Origin of the sequence: Enterococcus sp. S183_ASV_20, assembly GCF_018919685.1 — a bacterium.
In the GTDB taxonomy this organism is placed as follows: Bacteria; Bacillota; Bacilli; order Lactobacillales; family Enterococcaceae; genus Enterococcus; species Enterococcus faecalis.
The window spans coordinates 1-19,009 of the sequence record NZ_JAHLRI010000017.1 but is presented as its reverse complement, the minus strand read 5'-3'; the positions used below and the strand labels follow the sequence as shown (position 1 = coordinate 19,009).

Below are 19,009 nucleotides of genomic sequence, written 5' to 3'. Positions count from 1 at the left end.
ATAATGAGTACAACAACGATTCAAACAATCCAAGAAGCTATTGCTACAGAAAAGGAATGGATAATCCATTTAAGACGTCATTTTCATCAATATCCTGAAGCAAGTTTAAAAGAATATGAAACGATTAAGCGAATTAAAGAAGAACTACTAGCCTTAGCTATTCCTTTTGTAGAAGTAGGGGGAACGGGTGTTTTAGCAACCATTGAAGGAGGTCTTGGCGCTGGCAAAACGATTTTATTACGTGCAGATATTGATGCGTTGGAATTACCAGATGCAACAGGTACTGCCTATGCTTCTAAAAATCCAGGACTCAATCATGCTTGTGGACACGATGGTCATGCGGCAGCATTGCTAGGTGCAGCTAAAGTGCTCAAAAAACATCAGGATACCTTTTCAGGAACGATTAAACTGGCCTTCCAGCCAGCTGAAGAAATTGGTGCAGGCGCTCGACAATTTGTGGAAGGAAATTATTTAGAAGCAATCGACCAAGTGTTTGGGATTCATTTAGATTCTAGTGTGCCGGTCGGGAAATTAGTCGCTACCAAAGGCGCCACCAACGCCTCTTGTGATATTTTTAAAATTGAAGTCAGTGGTCAAAGTAGTCACGTCGCCCAACCACAGAATGGCCGAGATGCTGTTTTAGCAGCGGCCAGTATTGTTGTGGAATTACAAAAAATTGTAGCGCGCGAGATTGATCCTTTAGATTCTGTCGTAGTAGGAATTGGCGTTTTACAAGCAGGAACACGCTATAATATTGTAGCAAACCAGGCAACCATTGAAGGTACTGTTCGAACATTTAGTCAGGAAACGCGCCAATTTGTTTTACAACGAGTCGAAGAAATTGCTCATGAAATTGCCCAGTCTCATCGCACAGAAATTGCTGATTTTTCTGTTTATGCGGCAGCGAATCCATTAATTAATGAAGAACAAGCAACCAACCGTGCACAGCAGGTAGCCAGTGAAATTGTTGGTTTTGAAAATGTTGTGACCGATCATCCTAAAAGTTTAGGGGCGGATGATTTTGCTGATTACTTAGCGGTAATTCCTGGTATCTATGGACGGGTCGGTTCACGAAACCCTGAAAATCCTGCTACTCATTTTGGGCACCATCATGAACAATTTGATATTGATGAACGTGCCTTACTTTTAGCAGCAGAGTACCACGTACGCTATGCATTAAACTATTTGTCAGAATAATAGGGATAGGGAGCCGACAAAATGATTGTTTGTGGGCTCCTTTCGTTATAAACCAACGTGGCTTGCTTTCTTGTCATTCTATGGTAAAATACAAGCATAAGAAAGGTGATTCACATGTTTTTTGTTTTAACTGATAAATTAACAAGAAAAGTAGCTCCCGATAGTTTAAGAACAGATGAAGCACTGTTGTGGAGCCGAGCAATTAATTTCTTCATCGCTTGATAGGACATTTTTTGACTAGAAAAGCTAGTCTTATTTGAGTGTACGTACAAGCGGTTGTCGGGATTTCTGTCAGGATGGACGACGTGCAGACGTGGTTCTTTTTTTGTTGTCCCAAAATAATCAGTTAACAAGAAAGAAGTGACGAAAATGAGTATTTTAACTATTGAACATTTAACGCATCGATTTGGCGAAAAGGTCTTGTATGAAGAGGCTTCATTGCAAGTGAATAAAGGGGATCATTTAGGCTTAACTGGTCAAAATGGTGTCGGCAAATCCACCTTAATTAAAATTTTAACGGGGGAAGTATTGCCAGACGAAGGAACGATTCAGTGGCAAAAAAATTGCAAGATTGGGTACTTGGATCAGCACGTTTCTGTAGAACAATCACTAACGATGGTTGATTTTTTGAAACAAGCCTTTCAAGAACTTTTTGATAAAGAAGCGAAACTGACAAAACTTTATGAAGAATACAGTCAAACGGCTTCGGAAAAACTTTTAGAACAAGCAGGCAAGTTACAAACAGATTTAGATGAAAGTAATTTTTACCAAATCGACACGATTATTCAGGATTTAGCCAATGGGTTAGGACTACAAGCAATTGGTTTGGATAAAAAGTTAGGGGAGCTAAGCGGTGGTCAACGTTCAAAAGTGATTTTAGCAAAATTATTGTTAGAGGCCCCTGATGTGTTACTTTTAGATGAACCCACCAACTATTTAGATGATACACATATTCAATGGCTTGTTCGCTATCTGAATAATTTTGAAGGAAGCTTTCTATTAGTCTCCCATGATTATCAATTTTTAAATGAAGTGACGAATTGCATCGCAGATATTGAGTTTGGCAAATTAACCAAATATACTGGAAATGTAGAAAAATCTTTTGCACAAAAAGAGCAGAATAAACAAACCTATTTGAAACAGTATCAGGCCCAACAAGAAAAAATTGAAAAAATGGAAGCCTATATTCGTAAATACAAAGCTGGAAATCGAGCAACGATGGCTAAAAGTCGACAAAAACAATTGGACCGGTTGGAACGATTGACTCCGCCAGGTTCCTTGACTAAGCCAGCGATTGAATTTCCTTATCAAGGGTTAGTTGCAACGCAAGCACTAACGACCCAGAAGTTAGTTGTTGGCTATCGGGAACCTTTGTTAGAACCGTTAGATTTAATGGTTCATGTCGGTGAAAAAGTCGCATTGAAAGGTTTCAATGGGATTGGCAAATCAACATTAATTAAAACGTTGACGAAAGTGATTCCTTCATTAGATGGAGAATTTCATTATCCGCTGAATACAAAAATTGCTTATTTTACCCAAGACTTAGCGTGGCCTAATGAGCAGTTAACGCCGCTAGACTATTTATCAGATCGTTTTCCAGATACAACGATTAAAGAGCGAAGAAGTCATTTGGCTAGAGCAGGTTTACCAGATAAGTTAGCAATGCAGTCGTTAGCCCTGTTAAGTGGTGGTGAGCAAACAAAAGTAAAACTAGCGGAACTAATGATGCAAACTAGTAATTTGTTATTTTTAGATGAGCCAACCAATCATATTGATGAAGCGGCCAAAAAAAGTTTACAAGAAGCAATTCACGTTTACCCAGGAACGGTTTTTCTGGTTTCCCATGAAGCAGATTTTTATGAAGAAATTGTGGATCGAGTAATAGATATTGAGGAATTAGTTAAATAAAGAAGAAAGAACCAAGTTGAGGGGGAGTCAACTTGGTTCTTTCTTCTTTATTATTTATTTACTCATTAAGCCATCATGGATTTTTGTTAAATTCCAGTTCATCATGCTGTAGTACGTATCGCCTTCTGTTCCTTCTTTGGCAAGAGAGTCTGTGAAAAGTGTATCGTAAATTGGTCGTTTCACTTCTTTTGAGACCCGTTCCATACTACGTTTATCGACACTGGTTTCAACAAATAACACAGGTGCTTTTGATTTCTTAATGGTATCAATAATCGTGGTCATTTGTTCAGGTGTTCCTTGACTTTCTGTGTTAATTTCCCAAATATAAGCGGCATTTAAATCATAAGCTTTGGAGAAATATTTAAAGGCACCTTCACTTGTAACTAATAATTTTTTATCATCAGGAATATCAGCAAATTTAGCTTTGGCTTCCTCATGTAGTTTGCTAAGTTTTTCGGTATAATTTTTCGCGTTTTCTGTATAGAAATCTTTATTTTTTGGATCTTTTTCTACTAACACGTCACGAATGTTTTCTACATATTTAATGCCATTTTCAATGTCTAACCAAGCATGCGGATCTTCTGTTTGTTCTTGACCGGCACTTGTTAAATATTGTGGCGTAACATTTTTGCTTGTAGAAAAGTAATCTTTATTCTCAACTTTTTTGGCCGTTTTCATTAATTTGTTAAACCAGCCATTTCCGCCTGTTTCTAAGTTCAAGCCGTTAAAGAATAAAATGTCCGCTTCAGAAGCTTTCGCAATGTCTTCTGGTAACGGTTCATATTCGTGAGGGTCTGTCCCAATTGGCACAATACTATGCAGCTCAATTTTGTCTTGCCCAACATTTTTCACTAAATCAGATAGGATCGAGTTCGTTGTCACAATTGCTAATTTTTCTTTCTTTTCAGCGGCTTGATTCCCGCAAGCAGCTAACGTTAACCCTGCTAAAAGTGTTAAAAAAAATAAACTAAATTTTTTCATTCGTTGATTCCTCCATTTCTTTCTCACGGTTTACAAATACTAGGCCTTTCTTTGGTGAGAAAAAGAAAGCCAATAAAAAGAATAAGGCGGCGGTTAAAACAATCGTCGCACCAGAAGCTAAGTTATAAGAATAACTGAAGAATAGGCCAATCACTGAACTTAAAATCCCAAAAGTAGAGGCTAAGCCAATCATTGTCGGTAAGTGATTTGTTAATAGATAAGCTGTTGCCGCTGGTGTAATCAGCATGGCAATGACTAAAATAGTTCCGACGGTTTGCAAAGAAGAAACAGCGACTAGTGTTAGTAAAAACATCAATGCATAGTGGAAAAATTGAATATTTAAACCATAGGCCTGAGCCATTGTGGGATCAAAAGAAGTGAGTTGCAACTCTTTATAAAACAATGCCACAAAAATCAAAACAATCACGCCGACGACACAAGTAATTAAAATATCGGTATCTGCGACCGCTAATACATTTCCAAACAGAATATGATATAAATCGGTGGAACTTTTTGCAAAAGAGATAAAAATAATCCCTAAAGCAAAAAAAGAACTAAAGACAACACCAATGGCAGTATCATTTTTTAGTGGACTTTTTTGGGTAATAAAGCCGATCGATAATGCAGCTAGTAAGCCAAAAATAGAAGCGCCAAAAATATAATTGAAACCAAACATATAAGAAACAGCGACTCCTGGTAAAACGGCATGGGAAATCGCATCACCCATCAAAGACATCCCACGTAAAATAATGAATGAACCAATTACCCCTGAAATGAGTCCGACAATTACAGACGTCAAAAGGGCATTTTGTAAAAATTGATAACGGAATAAACCATCAATAAATGCAGCAATCATTTTGCAACCCCCTGTATTAATAAATCACCTAACAAATCACCGTATGCTTCTTGGAGCGTTTCTGCAGTAAATGTTTGTTCAACAGGACCCGCAGCAATTAGCCGGTTTTTCAAAACGATTAATTCATCAAAATAGTGGGACACTTTGTGCAAATCATGGTGAACAATGATAATCATTTTACCTTGATTTTTTAATGATTTGAGAATATCCATAATCACTTTTTCACTAGACATATCAATGCCGACGAAAGGTTCATCTAAAAAAATCACCTCAGCACCTTGGGCCAAAACACGGGCGATAAACACACGTTGTAATTGGCCACCAGAAAGTTCGCCAATCTGGTGTTGCGCATAGTCTTCTAATTGCACCATTTTTAATGCAGCCATGGCTGCTTGCTTTTCTTTCTTTCCTGGGCGTTTTAATAGTCCCAAGTTTGGATAGGTTCCTAGCAAGACCGTTTCAAAAACGCTAATGGGGAAACTAAGATCCAAGGCGCTACGTTGTTCTACATAGGCAATGGTTGTTTTTTGTTGGTCAATCGCTTGATTATTTAACAAAACATCACGTTCCTTTGTTTTAATCAAGCCTAATAGCCCTTTAATAAATGTTGACTTTCCAGCACCATTTGGTCCGATAATTCCAGTAATTTTACCGGAGGGAATAGTAACGTGGATATTATTTAAAGCGGTCCGTCCTTGATATTGAACGGTTAACGCTTGAACAGCTAAGTTAAAGCTTTTTCTCATGAAATTCCTCCTTTTTAGGTTTACCTTAAAATCATTATAAGGGATAGTTTAAAAAAATGCAAACAATTTTTAGGTGCACCTAAATACAAGCGCTTTTTTCACAAAGAAAACCGTTTCTTTCAATAAATTAAGGAGTATCCCATGATTTTTATGACAAAAAATGGTAGAATATGAATGAAAACGACTATTATTTTATATTGACGGAGGATATCATGACCGAAAACTATCAAGATGACACCTTACGCATCTTCAGTTTAAATGCAAATCGACCACTTGCTGAAAAAATCGCAGCATCAGTAGGAACAGAATTAGGAAAAAGCACCGTGCGCCAATTTAGTGATGGCGAAATTCAAATTAATATTGAAGAAAGTATTCGTGGCGATCATGTCTACATCATCCAAGCAACGAATGCCCCTGTAAATGATCATTTGATGGAATTGCTTATTTTAATTGATGCATTAAAACGTGCTAGCGCAAAAACAATTAATGTTATTTTGCCTTACTATGGTTATGCTCGCCAAGACCGCACAGCGAAACCAAGAGAACCCATTACTGCGAAATTAGTTGCTAATATGTTAGTAGAGGCAGGCGCAACACGTTTGTTAACATTAGACTTGCATACTGTTCAAGTCCAAGGATTTTTTGATATCCCAGTAGATAATTTATTTACAATGCCTTTGTTTGCTCATTATTATCGTCAACAAGCATTAGTAGGGGAAGAAATTGTGATTGTTTCGCCTAAAAACAGTGGCGTCCAACGCGCACGTAGTTTATCGGAGTACTTAGATGCGACCTTAGCAATTGTAGACCATGAAGAGATTGATGGGGTGCGCCAAGAAGGTTACGTTATTGGGAATGTCGCTGGAAAAAAATGTATTCTTGTTGATGACATTTTGAATACTGGTCAAACGTTAGCCACAGCGGCGGAAGTTTTAATGAAAAATGGTGCGCAAGAAGTATATGCTTGCGCCTCGCATGGTTTGTTATCAGAAGGCGCAAAAGCAACCTTAGAAAATGCGCCAATTAAGGAAATTAGTATTACTGACTCTGTTTATACGACAGCAGACCGCCAACCAGCAACCTTGAATATTATTTCTTGCGCTGAGTTAATGGGGGAAGCGTTACTTCGTATCCATGAAAATAAACCAATGAGTCCATTATTCCGTTTAGAACCAAAAGGAGAATAAGTGATTCCTTAAACTAGAAATAGGTCTAACAACTTTAATAGTGTTGGGCCTATTTTTCTTATCTCTTTTATAAATAGAAGAGAAAGTATTCTGATTTTGTGTTTTAAGCTTTTTATGCTAGAATAACGCCAGAACATAAGGAAAGGGACGAGTCATTTGGAACCCATTTATTTAGATCATGCGGCAACAACGCCGCTTCATCCAACGGTCATTCAAGCGATGACTGAAAATATGCAAACGACTTTTGGCAATCCATCAAGTATTCATCAGTTTGGACGAAAGGCACACGGTCTTCTGGAAGAAGTGCGTCAAACGATTGCCGAGAGCTTACAAGCCAAACCCCACGAAATTATTTTTAATAGTGGTGGCACAGAAGGGGATAACACAGCCATCTTGGCAGTTGCTTTTTCTCGTCAAAAGGAAGGAAAACATATTATTACTACGGCAATTGAACATCCCGCTGTGTTACGAACGATGGAATACTTAGAAACGTTAGGCTTTGAAGTGACTTACTTGCCTGTGAATGAAAATGGTCAGATTTCAATGGATCAATTCAAAAAGTCTTTACGCGAAGAAACGATCTTGGTTTCAATGATGTATGGCAATAATGAAATTGGAAATCGATTACCGATTGCTGAAGTTGGTGCAATTCTTAAAAATCATTCGGCGATTTTTCATACAGATGCCGTCCAAGCTTATGGAAGTGAAGTCATTTTACCTCATGAATTAGGGATCGACTTATTAAGTATTTCCGCTCATAAAATCAATGGTCCAAAAGGCGTAGGTTTTTTATTTAAAAGCGATGCAATCCAATTACCACCTCTTTTACATGGTGGGGAACAAGAAGAAAAACGACGTGCGGGCACGGAAAACTTAGCTGGAATTATTGGTATGGGTACTGCCGTTTCATTACTAACTTCTGCAGAAAAGCAAGCAAGAAAAACAGCCTATCAAAGTTTTCAAACGATTATTTTAAAAGCGTTAGAAGAAGCCAATATTGATTTTTCAATTAATGGTGAACCAACCAATCGTTTAGCGCATGTCTTAAATCTTCATTTAAAAGGAATTCCCAGTGATTTGCTCTTAATGCATTTGGACTTAAGAGGTATTGCGATTTCAACAGGCTCGGCTTGTACAGCGGGAACTGTGGATCCCTCACACGTGTTGACAGCGATGTATGGAGAAAATTCCTCAGCTATTAAAGAATCAATCCGGATTAGTTTTGGCTACGGGAACACACCAGAAGAAATTGCGACTTTTTCTGAAGTGCTAGTTGCAGTGATTCAACAATTGAAAAAATAATCTGATTGCGGCAGCTACAGGTTTTCGCTATAATGAAGATAACAATGAAAATAACGAGGTGGAACCCATGGCATTTACAACAACGGCTGCTGTTGAAGGCTCAACAGTTTTTTACAAAGTACATCCTAGTGCAAAACGCTATACATTAAAAGATAACGGCTTTACTGAAACAAAATCAGGGAACTTTCAATTGATTCGTTCCTTAGATCCAACGCCTCAGAGAAATGAAGGCTTCAAATTAAAAATTACGATCACTGCTGATCTAAAAGAGTTGAAAATGTCCATTACAACGGCAAATGGTTTAAAACCAATGAATATTTTCAAGAATGAACAACATGAAATGAGTAAAGAAAAATACTTCTTCTTAATGGATGGCTTAATTAGCCGTGGTGTATTAGAGAAAGTAGAATAATTTAGAGAAACCTGAAGAAACAAGTGAAAGTAGCTTGTTCCTTCAGGTTTTCTGTTTATTTGAAAGCAATAGCTTGTTGGCTGTGTCTTTGTTCCAAGTGTTTTCTCATTATACGCCCGGCTTGCTTTACTTATTTCAAAAAAATAGTATAATGAAAAGCACTGAAAAGTTACGACCTTCAAATCGTGGATGATTTCAGAATCTAATTGAAATGATGGTGATAAAATGGCAGATAACAGCAAAACGCGTGTCGTGGTAGGCATGAGTGGCGGTGTCGATTCATCTGTCACAGCGTTGCTTTTAAAAGAGCAAGGCTATGATGTAATTGGGATCTTTATGAAAAATTGGGACGATACAGACGAAAATGGTGTCTGTACCGCAACTGAGGATTATAAAGATGTCGCAAAAGTAGCGGATCAAATTGGGATTCCGTATTATTCGGTCAATTTTGAAAAAGAATATTGGGACCGTGTGTTTGAATATTTTTTAGCAGAATATCGGTTAGGACGGACACCAAATCCAGATGTCATGTGTAATAAAGAAATTAAATTTAAAGCATTCCTAGATTATGCTATGCAACTAGGCGCTGACTATGTTGCAACTGGCCACTATGCGCAAGTAGAAACGGATGAAAATGGCGTAGTGCATATGTTACGTGGAATTGACAATAATAAAGACCAAACTTATTTTTTAAGCCAATTATCACAAACCCAATTGGCAAAAACAATGTTTCCATTGGGTGGCATGGAAAAATCAGAAGTTCGTGCAATTGCTGAACGTGCTGGATTAGCCACAGCCAAGAAAAAAGACTCAACGGGCGTTTGTTTTATTGGTGAAAAGAATTTCAAAGAATTTTTGAGTAATTATTTACCAGCTAAAAAAGGCAACATGGTGACAGAAGATGGCGAAATCAAAGGACAACATGATGGTCTGATGTATTATACTATCGGTCAACGCCAAGGCTTAGGAATTGGTGGCGGCGGTAAAACACAAGAACCATGGTTTGTAATTGGGAAAGATTTAACTACCAATACATTATATGTGGGACAAGGATTTCACCATGAAAAACTATATGCAACACATTTAGAAGCTAGTGAGGTTCATTTTACTGTTGATACGCCAATGCCAAAAGAGTTTGACTGTACGGCTAAATTCCGTTATCGTCAAGCAGATATCCCAGTGCATGTTTCCTTATCTGAAGATGGCACAAAAGCAACCGTTACGTTTAAGGAACCAGCGCGCGCAGTCACTCCAGGTCAAGCTGTTGTTTTTTATGATGGAATGGAATGCTTAGGGGGCGGCTTAATTGATCGCGCCTACCAAGATGAAAAAGAACTACAATACGTCTAAAAAGTTTCACGAGTTGTGAAACAAAAAGGATGAAGTTAACCAAAAGAAAAGCGGATATGCTGGTCATAAAACCAGTAAATATCCGCTTTTCTTTTTTGTTTTATAGGCCTATTTTTTTTAAAATAAGAAAAAGAGAAAAATTAAAAATTCAAATTGTGGATAACTTTTCTGTGTATAACTTAGTCATCATTTTTCTCTTTTTTTTAATTCGGCGGTGCTTCGACGAACCCATAGAAGGTTAAGGAGAACCAGACAAGAAGTGGAAATAAAGACTCCACGATAACCGAAAGCGGCAGATACGCTTGAACCAATCATAGGACCAATCACATTTCCTGTCGCTTGGAAAGATTGATTGTAACTGAAAATACGACCTGCAGCGTCACTTGGGGAATAACGAGTGATCAACGTTTGAACAGCTGGTAGTAAACAGGCATCGGAAATCCCAACTAAGAAACGAAGCATGGCAAGCTGCCAGACATTTTGAACAAAGGCCATTGGTAGGTAAACGAAAATGGCTAAAATTAAGCCAATTGTCAAGATGCGTTCACTGCCAATACGATCGCCTAACCGGCCGAAACGAGGGGCGGCTATTAACGTTGCAATCCCTGGAATAGAAGCAATGACTCCGCTAATTAAGGTGACATTTCCGTGACCACCCAACAATTGTTGAATATATAAACTGATGATGGGACTAATTGAATTATTGGAAGCTTGAATGATTAATGTCGTAATAAACATTCCAAGAATCACGTGGGGATGTTCTAGTTTTTTTAAAATTTGTTTCCCAGATGCGGCTTGATTTTTTTCAATTGGCACAAACTCTTCATGGACAAAGACGAGACTCAAAACAAAAACGAGTAATAAAATCGTACCAGTAATGAAAAAGGTTGGCCGATAACCGAAAATAGACGCAGTGACACCGCCCAAAAGAGGACCAAGCAACGTGCCGGTAACAGAACCAGTGGCTAAAGTACCAAGCACTTGACCGCTTTTTTCCTTAGGTGTGCCTGTAGCAACTAACGCAGTTGCATTACTGATATAACCGGAAAAAACACCTTGTAATAAGCGCAAGCCAATCAATTGATAAACACTTGTGACTGCGCCCATTAAACTAATGACGATAGCCATCCCTAATGAAGCACGTAATAACATTAACTTGCGTCCTTTTCGGTCGGCTAAACGGCCCCACCAAGGTGAAACAATGGTCGTGACTAAAAAAGTGGAAGAGAACGTGATTCCGCTCCAAAAATTCAATTGTTGGTGGGTAAAAGTACCTAATGTGTTGATATAAAGAGGCATAAATGGCATCACTAAGCTAAAGCCAATACCAGCCATAAATGTGCCAAACCATAAAACGAGCAGATTTTTTTCCCAAGGTTGTCTTGGACGGAAAATTTTACTTTTAATTAATTCATACATTCTATTTCCTCACTTTCTAGTAAAGAAATTCAAATTTGGCTTTGGCGAGTAGTTGATCATTCAATGCTTGATGCAATTCATTCGCAAAAAAGCCTTCTTTTAAATTTAGTGGATTTTTTGTAGCGTACACATATAACGTATAGGTGTGCACACCAGAGCGAGGGCTTAACCCCAGATAACGTTCGGTTAACTCAGGTAACGTTTCAGTGGCAAGCGCAGGAATCATCTGTTTCCCCAAAGGAGAAGCAAGACTATTTTTTCCTTGAATGGTAGGCTTGAGTGCTGTTCGACTAAAGTCTTCAGGAATCTCATTGGTTACAGGAACATTGGCAGCTAACCAATGAATAAAAGGGAAACCGATTAGAGGAATCGTGTCATAATCAATTAATTCCCAGGATAAATAACGGGCTTCTTTAGGAATGGCCGCTAAAGAAATAGGAAAAGATAAAATAGGACGTTCGTGTAATAAAAATTCTGCACTGGTTCGTTTGCCATAACGATCGGCCAAATGAGAACGGTTGGTAATATGCATGCCAAACAGCCTTCTTTCAAAAATGATGTTTACAAATTATTATTATAAACTATAATTTATAGTTTAAAAAGAGTCAATAGATATGATAAACTAATAATTGTCCAAAATTTAAGAATTGGAGGCGTCAGAAAGATGGCAAAAAAACGGAATTTAACGAAAGCCAAAATCCTTGAAAGTGCCCGCAATCTAGCGGAAGAATTGGGCGTTCAACAATTAACCTTTCAAAATTTAGCCGTTGATTTAGGCATCAAGTATCCTTCACTCTATAATCACTTTAAAAATATTGCTGAAGTAAAAAATGCTCTAGTGGACTTGTTAATTCAAGAATTAAATGATGCATTGCGAAGAGCCTTAGTGGGTAAGAGTGGCGCAGAAGCAATTCGGATATATGCTGAAACGTACCAACAATTTGCTTTTGAAAATTCTGCAGTCTATGAATTACTTATCAGTGTGCCGAAAACGCAAAACCAACAATTAATTGAAGGCATCCATGAAACCAATCAAATTATCTTACAACTTTTAGCTTTTTATCCATTTAATAATGAAGAACGACTGCATAAAAGTCGAGAATTACGTAGCTTAATCCATGGTTATATTACCTTACGTTTTTTAGGTTATTTTCAACGCGAAGAAGCCACGCCGGAAGAAAGTTATCGTCGCATGATTGAAGATTTTATTGCTTCTTTAGAAGTGGCAGGATAAAATAAATTTCAAAAATTTCTCAGTCCGAAACCAAATCCTTGCAACTTTTTCAGAAAGTGACTATGATACCTACAGTAGCAAAAAAAGGAGCGGTTCAATGTATCAAGTAATTACAATGTATGGCGACAATGAACCTTGGTGGTTTTTTGATGATTGGCAAGAGGACATTGTTCAAGAAAAAACCTTCGATAACTTGACCGATGCAGAGACATATTATGTGGAAGTTTGGCAAAAACTTTCTCAGAATTATACATACGTCAACACAAAGCCTAATTATTTAACGGCTTTCTGGAATGATGGGGAAGAACGCTGGTGTGAAGAATGCGATGAAGATTTACAACAATACTTCGGTTTAGCATTACTAGAAAATCATCATGCGGTTACTTTTGAAAATAAAGCTGAGTTTACCACAATATCCAATCATTTTGGCAAAACAAAATTCTGCAAACGGAAAGTTATTTGAAACGCATGAGTTTAAAGAAAAACCTCAGGGAATTTTCTTTAAACTCTTTTTCTATTCTCGGAATTTAGAGAAAATCGAACCAATATTTGGTATAATACGAAAAGATAGCACTCAAAAAGGAGCGAAACTAGTGGTTGCAAAACAATTAATTATTGCTGAAAAACCTAGCGTAGCAAAAGATTTAAGCCGCGTTTTAGGAGCAAATCAAAAAAATAAGAATTATTATGAAGGACCCAACGTGATTGTCACCTGGGCTTTAGGCCATCTCTTAGGACTAAAAATGCCAGAAGATTTAAACAAAGAATGGCAAACGTGGCAAATGGAAACTTTACCGATGATTCCTAAGAATTTAGGGATTAAACCGTTACCGAAAACGGGACATCAATTAAAAGCGATTAAACAATTAGCCAATCGTAAAGATGTTTCTGAAGCCGTGATTGCCACTGATGCTGGTCGTGAAGGTGAATTAGTGGCCCGCTGGATTTTAGAATATGTCCGTTTTAACAAACCAGTCAAACGCTTATGGATTTCATCTCAAACAGACAAAGCCATTAAAGACGGGTTTAAGAAAATTCGCCCAGCGAAAGACTACGATAATTTGTATTACTCTGCCTTGGCGCGCGCAAAAGCTGACTGGTTAGTGGGGCTAAACGTCACACGGGCCTTGACAGTGAAATATCAAGATAACTTATCCGCAGGTCGTGTTCAAACACCAACTTTAGCAATGGTGCGCCAACAAGAAAAAACGATTGAACAATTTAAGCCTCAAACTTATTTTACTATCTCGTTAACTGTTGAATCAGAAAAAGCAAAGATGACCCAAAAAAATCCATACGCTTTAAAAGAACGGCAGGAAGCAGAACAATTAGTCAAAGAACTCTCAAAACAAAAGGGCTTAGTTACCGATATTCAAGAAAAAGTTAAAACAGAAAATGCGCCGTTACCATATGATTTAACCGAAATCCAGCGTGAAGCCAACCAGCGATTCCAATTTTCTGCAAAGAAAACGTTGTCTCTTGTACAAAGTTTATACGAAACCCATAAAATTGTTTCCTATCCTCGAACTGACAGCAAATATCTAACAACGGATATGAAAGGAACGATGAAAGAACGACTTCAAGCCATTGCTGATTTTTCACCAGAAGTGAAAGGCTACCTTAAAAATGGGGCCGTTGTTAAACAACAAAAAGTTTTCCAAAATGCAAAAGTCACAGATCACCATGGGTTGATTCCAACTGAACAACGTCCTCGTTATGAAAAGCTAAGTAATGATGAACAAAAAATCTATCAAATGATTGTTCAACGATTCTTAGGTTTGTTTGCTGAGCCAAATCAAACCAAACAAACAAAAGTTACAGTCGCTTTTGGAAAAGAAACATTTGTCTTTCATCAAAATAAAGTAGTTGTTGCTGGCTGGAAAACAACAGCCGAACAGCCGCTGTCCATTGTCCAATGGCAAAAAGGCATGACCGTTGCGCCAAACTTTACCATTAACAAAGAATTAACGTCGCCGCCAAAACCATTAACCGAAGGAACGTTGTTAGGAAAAATGGAGAAACACAGTTTAGGCACACCGGCAACGCGAGCTGAAATCATTGAAAAACTGATTAAATCAGAATTGATGGAACGAACCAATAGCGGTTTAAGTGTCTCTGCCAAAGGAAAGCAACTATTAGACTTGGTGAATCCATCACTTGTGACACCTGAACTAACGGAAAAATGGGAAAAGTCGCTCGAAGCAATCTCTTCGGGTCAACAAAAGAGTCAACTTTTCTTAAAGGATATTGAAGAGGATACGAAAAAATTAGTCCGTGAAATTAAACAAAGCGAGAAAAAATATCAAGATTTTTCCATTACGCAAAAAAAATGTCCAGATTGTGGCTCAAACTTACGGGAAAAAAATACGAAAGATGGGAAGATTTACGTTTGTACAAACCAAGAATGTTCTTATCGTCGGCGAAAAGATCCTAAAGTATCCAATCACCGTTGCCCACAATGCCATAAAAAAATGGTCATCATAGAAGGAAAAAATGGTCGTTCTTTCAAATGTAAATTCTGTTCGATTACTGAAAAAATTCCCGATAAAAAAGAACGAAAACAAAAAATGACTAAACATGAAGAACGTCGTTTGATGAAAAAATATTCACAACCAGACGAACCAGAAGAAAGTGCTTTAGCGCAGGCCTTAAAAGCCGCTATGAATCAAGAGTAGCGACTTGACGAATGTTGGCTCTAAATAATCAAGTCATCCTTGTTGGTCTTTAGTAAACTTTCAAATAGAAAGAGAGGGACACGGATGCTCGCAAATTTAAATCAAGCAATGGATTATATTGAAGAACATTTAACGGAAGAAGTATCCTTCGATGAATTGGCGAAAAAGACAGGGATTTCTGTTTACCATTTTAAACGAACTTTTTCGTTTATTACGGGGATGAGTCTGGCTGAGTATATTAAAAAGAGACGTTTGGCGGAAGCAAATTTAGCATTACTTGCTGGTGAAAAAGTGACAGATGTAGCTTTTAAATATGGTTATCAAAGTATTGAAGGATTCTCAAGAGCTTTTCGCGATTGGTCAGGACAAGCCCCTTCTGAAGTAATGAAAACACAAATCCAAAAAACGTTTCCTAAATTCTCTTTCTATATTGATATTAAAGGAGGACAATCAATGGATGTTAAATTGATTGAAAAACCAGCGTTTCAAATAGTCGGAGTTAGTCAGAAGGTTCCCTTGCAGTATCAAGGGGAAAATCAAGCAATCATGGAATTAGCACAGCGCATTACACCACAACAACGAGCGGAAATGCATACATTTGATGACATATATCCTCATCAAGTAGTAAATGCTTCTTTTGACTTTCAAGAGGGACGAACAACAGAAGGTGGAGAAATGACACACATGATTGGCTTTGCCACTTCGCAAGAAAATACCTATGAAGATTTGGAGCAACTAAGCGTACCTGCTCATACATGGGCGGTTTTTCCAAATGAAGGTCCTTTCCCACAAACTTTACAAGAAACCTGGGCAAGGATATTCTCTGAATGGTTGCCTTCATCTGGTTACCAAGTCGTTGCAGCACCAGAAATTTCGTTTACGCAATATCAAGGACCAGCAGAAGCTAAGTATAGTGAAATCTGGCTCGCTGTTACAGCTACTAAATAAAGAAAACCCACCATTGAAAAATGGTGGGTTTTTCCGCCAAGAAGGAGAAAGTTTGGTATAATAAACGTGAAGAAAAAAATCAGACCTTCTAAACTGAAATCTAGCTATGGATAAGTGATGCGAATACGGAATCATGGAGAAAAAATAATTCTCCGAGGTTTTAGAGTCATGTTGTTTAGAATGGTACCAAAACCGCCACTATAATCGGTATAGACACCTTTATGTTTTAGAGTCATGTTGTTTAGAATGGTACCAAAACGGACTACGCCATCGTAGCAACCTCGTCCGAGTTTTAGAGTCATGTTGTTTAGAATGGTACCAAAACGAATACGGAGCCTTTAGAGATGCAGTTCTAGTTTTAGAGTCATGTTGTTTAGAATGGTACCAAAACTGGGTTGACTAAAGAGCCGTCAAAAGTTTTGTTTTAGAGTCATGTTGTTTAGAATGGTACCAAAACTCAAGAAATTGCATTAAGTTCAAAAAATTTGTTTTAGAGCCATGTTGTTAAAAAACAAACTATCACCACAAGCAATCCGTAATTTTCATCACAAGATTAGAATTTTTATCATCAAAGACGAGCTGCTTCGATTTTCGAAAACTAATCAAGTGATAAGTCAAAATGTTGATAGATTGAGATTAGTTCTTCCTTTTTTTAGGAAGGGCTTTTTTTATTGATAGAAGAAAGGGAAGAAATCTTGGGAGCACCTAAAAAAATTGTGAGAAATGCTTCTGTATTGTTTGGTTTCTGCCTCAGAAAGTTGTATACTTAGATTGGAATTATTCTATATTACATGCATTTTCACACTTTTTGGAAAAGTTCACTTGAATTTTCTTTTAGTTTCGTAGATAAAAGGAGTCATCACTAATGGAAATGAACAATTCAGGTAAGCTTGTTTCTTTGTGTGGAGGCAAATCAGGGAGGAAATAATATGTTTGATATTGTAACATTGGCGAGAATCCAATTTGCGATGACAACAGTTTTCCACTTTTTCTTCGTACCGTTTTCAATAGGATTAGCACTTGTTGTAGCAATTATGGAAACAATGTACGTTGTGAAAAAAGAGGAACGTTATCGTAAAATGGCCAAGTTTTGGGGAAATATATTCCTATTAAGCTTCGCTGTTGGGGTTGTAACCGGGATTATTCAAGAATTTCAGTTTGGGATGAACTGGTCTGATTATTCTCGATTCGTCGGAGATATTTTTGGGGCACCGTTGGCGGTAGAAGCGCTCTTAGCTTTCTTCTTAGAGTCAACATTCTTAGGTTTATGGATCTTCACTTGGGATAAAATGAATCCGAAAGTTCACGTAACGTTTATCTGGTTAGTCGTATTCGGTTCAATGATGTCTGCTTTCTGGATTCTAGTTGCCAATAGTTTTATGCAACATCCAGTAGGTTATGTCATCAATAATGGCCGTGCTGAAATGGTGGACTTTGTAGCTGTCATCAGCAATCCAAAAGTTTGGTATGAATTTTCACACGTTATCATGGGCGCCTTTACATTGGGCGGCATGGCAGTAGCTGGTATGGCTGCTTTCCAATTGTTGAAAAAACGGGATATTTCATTCCACAAAGCATCTATGCGCATTGGCTTATGGGTTACTTTGTTCGGTTCAATCGGCGTTTTATTAGCTGGCGACTTGCAAATGAAAGCTCTAATTGAAGGACAACCAATGAAATTTGCGGCGATGGAGGGGGCCTATGAAGACTCTGATGATCCTGCTGCTTGGACATTGATTGCTTGGGCAGATGAACGAGAACATAAACAAGTTTTTGGTATCGATATTCCGTATATGCTAAGTATTTTATCGTATAATAAATTATCAGGTTCGGTTGATGGGATGGATACAGTCAACAAGCGCTTGGTAGAAAAATATGGGGATGATAAAAATTATTATCCACCAGTTAACACTTTATTCTGGAGCTTCCGTATCATGGCTGGTTTTGGTGCCTTAATGTTATTGGTTGCTGCCTTAGGACTATTCTTTACAAGGAAGAAAAAACCATCGCTGTACGAGAAGAAATGGATGCTGTGGATTGTTGCTTTATGTACGTTCGCACCATTCCTTGCCAATACAACAGGTTGGTTAGTCACTGAATTAGGTCGTTATCCGTGGACTGTCTATGGATTATTTACGATTGAACAAAGTGTTTCGCCAAATGTATCGGTTGCTTCATTAATTACGTCAAATGTCATTTATTTCTTATTATTTGCTGGTTTAGGTAGTGTCATGGTTTACTTGGTTATTTTAGAATTACGTAAAGGACCAGACTATGAAGCGAAAAAATTAGCGAAAGAAAATGAACCAGCGTTGGATCCATTTGATAAGGGGGTATTTGGCGAATGAGTACACTACAATTATTATGGTTTGTCCTTATCGGCGTCTTGTTCTCAGGTTTCTTCTTCTTAGAAGGATTTGACTTTGGTGTTGGAATGGCCGTTCAAACGTTGGCACACAATGACGACGAAAAAGATCAAGTCGTTGCAACAATTGGACCTGTTTGGGACGGAAACGAAGTTTGGCTATTAACAGCGGGCGGCGCAATGTTTGCCTCTTTCCCATATTGGTATGCTTCATTATTTAGTGGCTACTATTTAATTCTATTTACGATTTTATTTGGCTTAATTATTCGCGGAGTTTCCTTTGAATTCCGCCATAACATGCCGGAAGGTAAACGTCGTCGGATGTGGAACTGGACACTATCAATTGGTAGTTTCCTTGTACCGTTCTTCTTTGGTATTTTGTTTATCAGCTTAGTCCAAGGGATGCCTTTAGATGCAAACGGCAATATG

At 37.9% G+C, this 19,009-nt stretch carries 17 protein-coding genes and 1 CRISPR repeat array; of the genes, 12 read left to right on the top strand and 5 right to left on the bottom strand.

The genetic code is table 11. The features are described from left to right. Window positions 1-3 precede the first annotated feature (3 nt). Both KQI94_RS07975 and KQI94_RS07970 read left to right on the top strand, forming a co-directional pair. Window positions 4-1,197 (top strand): M20 family metallopeptidase, encoded by a 1,194-nt coding sequence (locus tag KQI94_RS07975; protein ID WP_002369143.1) that lies wholly within the window; start codon window positions 4-6, stop codon window positions 1,195-1,197. A gap of 369 nt (window positions 1,198-1,566) precedes the next feature. Continuing rightward, complete coding sequence (locus KQI94_RS07970; RefSeq protein WP_002362078.1) at window positions 1,567-3,105, top strand: ABC-F family ATP-binding cassette domain-containing protein; 1,539 nt, start codon at window positions 1,567-1,569, stop codon at window positions 3,103-3,105. Between the two features lie 54 nt (window positions 3,106-3,159). On the opposite strand, the gene KQI94_RS07965 is transcribed toward KQI94_RS07970, so the two are convergent. Genes KQI94_RS07965 through KQI94_RS07955 form a run of 3 tightly spaced genes read right to left on the bottom strand, consistent with a single transcriptional unit; the run spans window position 3,160 to window position 5,688 of the window. After that, entirely contained in the window at window positions 3,160-4,086 is a 927-nt protein-coding gene (locus KQI94_RS07965) for a metal ABC transporter substrate-binding protein (protein ID WP_002356954.1), read from the bottom strand. After that, on the bottom strand, window positions 4,073-4,942 hold the full coding sequence (locus tag KQI94_RS07960; protein ID WP_002369145.1) for a metal ABC transporter permease: 870 nt from the start codon (window positions 4,940-4,942) through the stop codon (window positions 4,073-4,075). The genes KQI94_RS07965 and KQI94_RS07960 overlap by 14 nt, the downstream gene beginning before the upstream one ends. After that, window positions 4,939-5,688, bottom strand: a complete 750-nt coding sequence (locus KQI94_RS07955; RefSeq protein ID WP_002369147.1) for a metal ABC transporter ATP-binding protein — start codon at window positions 5,686-5,688, stop codon at window positions 4,939-4,941. The genes KQI94_RS07960 and KQI94_RS07955 overlap by 4 nt, the downstream gene beginning before the upstream one ends. Window positions 5,689-5,900: 212 nt before the next feature. On the opposite strand from KQI94_RS07955, the gene KQI94_RS07950 reads away from it, so the two are divergent. From KQI94_RS07950 to mnmA, 4 genes are all read left to right on the top strand, one after another. Further along, window positions 5,901-6,875, top strand: a complete 975-nt coding sequence (locus tag KQI94_RS07950) for a ribose-phosphate diphosphokinase (RefSeq protein ID WP_002362076.1) — start codon at window positions 5,901-5,903, stop codon at window positions 6,873-6,875. Window positions 6,876-7,031: 156 nt separating this feature from the next. After that, window positions 7,032-8,177, top strand: coding sequence for a cysteine desulfurase family protein (locus KQI94_RS07945; RefSeq protein ID WP_002360007.1), 1,146 nt, complete (start codon window positions 7,032-7,034; stop codon window positions 8,175-8,177). Between the two features lie 67 nt (window positions 8,178-8,244). Next, a complete protein-coding gene (locus KQI94_RS07940) occupies window positions 8,245-8,589 on the top strand; it encodes a DUF1831 domain-containing protein (protein WP_002356959.1) in 345 nt (114 codons plus the stop codon). 225 nt (window positions 8,590-8,814) lie between these two features. After that, the gene (gene mnmA / locus KQI94_RS07935) at window positions 8,815-9,939 is read left to right on the top strand and encodes a tRNA 2-thiouridine(34) synthase MnmA (RefSeq protein ID WP_002360009.1); all 1,125 of its coding nucleotides are present in this window, start codon (window positions 8,815-8,817) and stop codon (window positions 9,937-9,939) included. A 186-nt stretch (window positions 9,940-10,125) separates the two neighbouring features. Here the strand turns inward: mnmA and KQI94_RS07930 are convergent, their stop codons facing one another. Both KQI94_RS07930 and KQI94_RS07925 read right to left on the bottom strand, forming a co-directional pair. Further along, a complete protein-coding gene (locus tag KQI94_RS07930) occupies window positions 10,126-11,358 on the bottom strand; it encodes a multidrug efflux MFS transporter (protein WP_002369152.1) in 1,233 nt (410 codons plus the stop codon). Window positions 11,359-11,374: 16 nt separating this feature from the next. Beyond that, the gene (locus KQI94_RS07925) at window positions 11,375-11,890 is read right to left on the bottom strand and encodes a YbhB/YbcL family Raf kinase inhibitor-like protein (RefSeq protein WP_002356963.1); all 516 of its coding nucleotides are present in this window, start codon (window positions 11,888-11,890) and stop codon (window positions 11,375-11,377) included. Window positions 11,891-12,022: 132 nt separating this feature from the next. Between KQI94_RS07925 and KQI94_RS07920 the strand changes: the two genes are divergently transcribed. The 6 genes from KQI94_RS07920 to cydB all read left to right on the top strand — a co-directional run. After that, complete coding sequence (locus KQI94_RS07920; protein WP_002356965.1) at window positions 12,023-12,592, top strand: TetR/AcrR family transcriptional regulator; 570 nt, start codon at window positions 12,023-12,025, stop codon at window positions 12,590-12,592. 97 nt (window positions 12,593-12,689) lie between these two features. Next, window positions 12,690-13,055, top strand: a complete 366-nt coding sequence (locus KQI94_RS07915) for a DUF1033 family protein (protein WP_002356966.1) — start codon at window positions 12,690-12,692, stop codon at window positions 13,053-13,055. Between the two features lie 130 nt (window positions 13,056-13,185). After that, entirely contained in the window at window positions 13,186-15,267 is a 2,082-nt protein-coding gene (locus KQI94_RS07910; RefSeq protein WP_002369154.1) for a DNA topoisomerase III, read from the top strand. 84 nt (window positions 15,268-15,351) lie between these two features. Beyond that, window positions 15,352-16,215, top strand: coding sequence for an AraC family transcriptional regulator (locus tag KQI94_RS07905; RefSeq protein ID WP_002364371.1), 864 nt, complete (start codon window positions 15,352-15,354; stop codon window positions 16,213-16,215). A gap of 157 nt (window positions 16,216-16,372) precedes the next feature. Beyond that, a CRISPR array of direct repeats spans window positions 16,373-16,738; the repeat unit is 36 nt; unit sequence GTTTTAGAGTCATGTTGTTTAGAATGGTACCAAAAC. 406 nt (window positions 16,739-17,144) lie between these two features. Beyond that, window positions 17,145-18,563: a cytochrome ubiquinol oxidase subunit I gene (locus KQI94_RS07900; RefSeq protein ID WP_002356974.1), complete on the top strand. Its 1,419-nt coding sequence runs from the start codon at window positions 17,145-17,147 to the stop codon at window positions 18,561-18,563. Next, window positions 18,560-19,009, top strand: a 450-nt coding sequence (cydB, locus tag KQI94_RS07895) for a cytochrome d ubiquinol oxidase subunit II (protein WP_216454353.1), incomplete at its 3' end; no start/stop codon positions are given. The genes KQI94_RS07900 and cydB, both read left to right, overlap by 4 nt.

Bases quoted from the DNA above. Each gene is read 5' to 3' on its own strand.
- KQI94_RS07915 (WP_002356966.1), top strand. From the start codon at position 12,690: ATGTATCAAGTAATTACAATGTATGGCGACAATGAACCTTGGTGGTTT.
- KQI94_RS07965 (WP_002356954.1), bottom strand. From the start codon at position 4,086: ATGAAAAAATTTAGTTTATTTTTTTTAACACTTTTAGCAGGGTTAACG.
- KQI94_RS07925 (WP_002356963.1), bottom strand. From the start codon at position 11,890: ATGCATATTACCAACCGTTCTCATTTGGCCGATCGTTATGGCAAACGA.
- KQI94_RS07975 (WP_002369143.1), top strand. From the start codon at position 4: ATGAGTACAACAACGATTCAAACAATCCAAGAAGCTATTGCTACAGAA.
- KQI94_RS07960 (WP_002369145.1), bottom strand. From the start codon at position 4,942: ATGATTGCTGCATTTATTGATGGTTTATTCCGTTATCAATTTTTACAA.
- KQI94_RS07930 (WP_002369152.1), bottom strand. From the start codon at position 11,358: ATGTATGAATTAATTAAAAGTAAAATTTTCCGTCCAAGACAACCTTGG.
- KQI94_RS07905 (WP_002364371.1), top strand. From the start codon at position 15,352: ATGCTCGCAAATTTAAATCAAGCAATGGATTATATTGAAGAACATTTA.
- KQI94_RS07920 (WP_002356965.1), top strand. From the start codon at position 12,023: ATGGCAAAAAAACGGAATTTAACGAAAGCCAAAATCCTTGAAAGTGCC.
- KQI94_RS07955 (WP_002369147.1), bottom strand. From the start codon at position 5,688: ATGAGAAAAAGCTTTAACTTAGCTGTTCAAGCGTTAACCGTTCAATAT.
- mnmA (WP_002360009.1), top strand. From the start codon at position 8,815: ATGGCAGATAACAGCAAAACGCGTGTCGTGGTAGGCATGAGTGGCGGT.
- KQI94_RS07950 (WP_002362076.1), top strand. From the start codon at position 5,901: ATGACCGAAAACTATCAAGATGACACCTTACGCATCTTCAGTTTAAAT.
- KQI94_RS07940 (WP_002356959.1), top strand. From the start codon at position 8,245: ATGGCATTTACAACAACGGCTGCTGTTGAAGGCTCAACAGTTTTTTAC.
- KQI94_RS07900 (WP_002356974.1), top strand. From the start codon at position 17,145: ATGTTTGATATTGTAACATTGGCGAGAATCCAATTTGCGATGACAACA.
- KQI94_RS07970 (WP_002362078.1), top strand. From the start codon at position 1,567: ATGAGTATTTTAACTATTGAACATTTAACGCATCGATTTGGCGAAAAG.